The 3614-nt window shown below is 72.7% G+C and carries 4 protein-coding genes; all 4 read right to left on the bottom strand.

Annotation, left to right across the window (positions count from 1 at the left end; translation table 11 throughout):
* The coding region (locus tag VF697_RS07875; protein ID WP_331092885.1) for a matrixin family metalloprotease at nucleotides 1-780 on the bottom strand (780 nt) is incomplete at its 3' end.
* A gap of 74 nt (nucleotides 781-854) precedes the next feature.
* On the bottom strand, nucleotides 855-1616 hold the full coding sequence (locus VF697_RS07870) for a uroporphyrinogen-III synthase (RefSeq protein WP_331092884.1): 762 nt from the start codon (nucleotides 1614-1616) through the stop codon (nucleotides 855-857).
* Between the two features lie 126 nt (nucleotides 1617-1742).
* The gene (hemC, locus tag VF697_RS07865; RefSeq protein ID WP_331092883.1) at nucleotides 1743-2684 is read right to left on the bottom strand and encodes a hydroxymethylbilane synthase; all 942 of its coding nucleotides are present in this window, start codon (nucleotides 2682-2684) and stop codon (nucleotides 1743-1745) included.
* The coding region (hemA, locus tag VF697_RS07860) for a glutamyl-tRNA reductase (RefSeq protein WP_331092882.1) at nucleotides 2681-3614 on the bottom strand (934 nt) is incomplete at its 5' end. The genes hemC and hemA, both read right to left, overlap by 4 nt.

Genomic DNA, 3614 nt, shown 5'->3' with positions numbered 1-3614 from the left:
CGTCGTGTTCGTGCACCCCTTGGTGCAGATCCGGTAGCCCGGCAGGCCATTGGACTCAGGGGCCGACACGCAGGTGAGCCCCGTGTTGCAGGTGCCCGCGGCCGTGCAGGGTCCGCTCTGGGTGCCCGTCGCGGGGTAGATGGAGCACAGGTGATCCACGTCGTGCTGGGTGGGCGTCCGCCGCATCTCGCCGTAGCTCACGGCGTTGTACATGACGGCGTCGAAGGGATCGACCACGTGGCCCAGACCCATGCAGTGTCCGATCTGCTTCATCAGGAACGTCTGCAGATCCAGGTAGCCCGCCTGCGTCGGCGTGGCCGTGGACCAGGGCACATCCCCGGTGGCGTCGACGAAGATGTCGCACTGGTAGAGGTAGCCGCCGAAGTGGAGCGGCACGGCGGCCATGACCAGGCCGTTGGGCTTGAGCAGCTCCCTGTAGGCGGGATCGTTCTTGTCCGTGACGAATACGGGCGTGACGTTGTAGCGGTCCCGCACGTCATTCATGTTCGAGATGGGGACGGAGGACGTGAGGCCCCCGGAGACGAAGGCGGGATGCGCGCATTTCACGCCCGCCCACGCCTGGAAGGCCGCGTCGACGGCCGTCTGCACCTGGGGGAGGGAGATGCCCGGGGGCGTCTGCCGGCTGTCCATGTAGTAACGGAACGGCGAATGCTGCGAGTGCAGCATGCGATAGCCGAGATTCGGGTAGCTGCTGGCCAGGGCCAGGGTGCCCCAGACCAGGGCACCCAGCGCCAGCCCATACGACAGACCACGCCTCATCGTGAGGACTCCTCTTCCGGGGCAGGTGGCGCGGGCACCTGCCCCCGCCCTCCCGGCACTCAATGGCCGACAGTCTATCCGCGAATCGCCCGGATGGTGGCCTCGACCAGCGCCTCGGGGGTGGGTCGCTCGGCCACCGCCGCCACCGGGAGCCCCAGCTGGGTCAGCGCCGCCGCCGTGGTGGGGCCAATGGCGACCAGCCGGGTCGAGCCGAGCCGCTCGCGCCCCGCCGCCTCCAGGAACGTCTCCGCGGTGCGCGGCGAGGCGAAGAGGGCCACGTGCGGCGGCGAGGACGCCAGCTGGGCCTGAGCCTCCGGAGACAGCGGCGCCGGCTGGGAGCGGTACGCCGTCACCCGGGTGACCCGCACGCCGTGCTCGCGCAGCGCGTCCTCCAGCTCGCGCCGCCCCTCCTCCGCGGCGGGCAGCAGCACCTCGTCCTCCGCCTCCAGCGCGCTCCGCATGACCTCGTAGAGCGCCACGCCGGTGCCCTCGGGCGGCTCGGCGGCCACCGTCAGCCCATAGCCCTCCACCGTGCGCGCGGTGCGCGGCCCCACCGCGGCGATGCGCACCCGCGACAGCCACTCCGTCATGCCGGCCTCGCGCAGCGCCTCCATCAACGCATCCACCGCCGAGGCGCTGGCGAACACCACCCACGTGTAGCGTTGAATGGACTCCGCGGCCGCCATGAGCGGCCGGGGATCCTCCGGAGGCCGCAGCTCCAGCAGGGGCACGTGCACCACCTCCGCGCCCTCATCCTCCAGGAGGAAGCACAGCTCCTCCGACCGTTCACGGGGACGCGTCACCAGGACGCGGATGCCTTCGAGTCTCTTGTCCACGGGCCGGCACTGTAGCAGGCCGCTCGACGAAGTCCCCCGACAACCGTCGTCGACACTACCCGTCGAATGAGGCCCGGGAGCCTGACCGCGAATGTCGGGCGCTCTCGGCAGCCGCCAGGCGCCGAGCTACGGCTCCGACACGGGCAGGGGACGGCCAAAGTCGCGGAGGATCTCCGCCGCCCCGCGTCCGAGCAGCTCCTCGGCGAGCGCCTCGCCCAGGGCATGGGCCGTCTCCACCGGACCGCTGCGCTCGGCCTCCACCACCTTGGCACCGTCCGGCCGCCCCACCAGTCCCCGCATGCGGACGGTGTCACCCTCCACGGTGGCGTGTCCGGCCAGCGGGACGGTGCAGCCGCCTTCCAGCCGGGCCATGAAGGCACGCTCGGCCGTCACCGCGATGCGCGTGGCCGCGTCCTCCAGCGGCGCGAGCAGCCGGCGGACCTCGGTGTCCTCGGTGCGGCACTGGATGGCGAGCACCCCCTGCCCCACCGCCGGCAGGCTGATGCTGGTGGGCAGCACCTCGGTGATCTCCAGCTCCAGGCCGAGCCGCTTGAGGCCCGCGCAGGCCAGCACCGCGCCCGCGAGGCCCATCTCCCGCGTGCGCGCCAGCCGTGTCTGCACGTTGCCGCGCAGGCTGACGATCTCCAGGTCCGGCCGCCGGGCGCGCAGGATGCAGCTGCGCCGCAGCGAGGAGGTGCCCACGCGCGCGCCGTGGGGCAGCGTGTCCAGCATCATCCCCGCCGGGCTGCAGAAGGCGTCGCGCGGGTCCTCGCGCTGGGGCACGGCCGCCAGCAGCAGGCCCGGGGGCAGCACGGACGTCATGTCCTTGAGGCTGTGGACGGCCAGGTCCGCGCGGCCATCGAGCAGCGCCTGTTCAATCTCCTTCACGAACAGGCCCTTGCCGCCCACGGTGGACAGGGGCGCGGAGAGGAAGCGGTCTCCCGCGGTGGACATCTCCACGAGGGAGACCTCCAGCCCCGGGTGCTGCTGGGTGAGCAGCGCGCCCACGTGGCGGGCCTGCCAGAGCGCCAGCGGGCTCTGCCGGGTGGCGATGCGTACGGCCTTCATCCCTTGCCTCCGTGGGCCACCACGTTGGGCGCGGCCGTCTCGGTGTTCGAGGACGCCTCGTCGAGCCCGAAGAGCTCGGCGGCGGCACCGGCCAACCGGTTGCCCTCGTGCGCGGGCCCCACCGCCCGAAGCCGCGCCGTGGGCTCGTGCAGCAGCTTGTTGACGATGGCGCGCCCCATGGCCTCGATGCTCTTGCGCTGCTTGTCGGTGAGGCCGTCCCCGAGGCCCGCCAGGGTGCGCTCCACCTCGGCGCGGGCGATGGACTCGGCGCGCTGGCGCAGCTGAGCCAGCACGGGCACGCCGTTGCGCAGGGCGCGCTCCCGCGCGAAGCGGGCCACCTCCTGGGCCACCAGCACGCTTGCCTTCTGCGCCTCCTCGGCGCGGGCGGCGGCGTTCTCCGCCACGAACTTCTGGATGTCGTCCACGTCGTAGGCGTGGACCCAGTCCAGCTCCCCCACCTCGGCGGCGATGTCACGCGGCACGGCCAGGTCCACCATGAAGAGCGTGCGGTGCTTGCGCGCCTTGGCCACCGCGCCCACGTTCTCCTTGGTGAAGAGGGGGACGGGCGAGGCGGTGCTGCACACCACCACGTCCGCGGCGGTGAGCAGCGTGAACAGCTCCTCGAAGGGACGCGCGGTGCCACCCACCTCGGCCGCGAGGGCCTCGGCGCGCGCCAGCGTGCGGTTGGCCACGAGGATGCGGGTGGCTCCGGCCTGCTTCAGGTGACGCGCGGCCAGCTCCGCCATCTCGCCCGCGCCCACCAGCAGCACCGTCTTGTCGCCCAGCCCGTCGAACACCTTGCTGGCCAGGGACACGGCCGCGCTGGCCATGGAGGTGGCGGACCGGCCGATGGCCGTCTCCGTCCGCACCCGCTTGGCGCAGCCGAAGGCCGAGGCGCACACGCGCGTCAGCTCGCCGCGCACCGCGCCC

The sequence above is a fragment of the Archangium sp. genome (genome assembly GCF_036388035.1).
In the GTDB taxonomy this organism is placed as follows: Bacteria; Myxococcota; Myxococcia; order Myxococcales; family Myxococcaceae; genus Archangium.
Note: the sequence above shows the minus strand (reverse complement) of the source record. Positions and strands in the feature narration are given on the sequence as shown.

Bases quoted from the DNA above. Each gene is read 5' to 3' on its own strand.
- hemC (WP_331092883.1), bottom strand. From the start codon at position 2,684: ATGAAGGCCGTACGCATCGCCACCCGGCAGAGCCCGCTGGCGCTCTGG.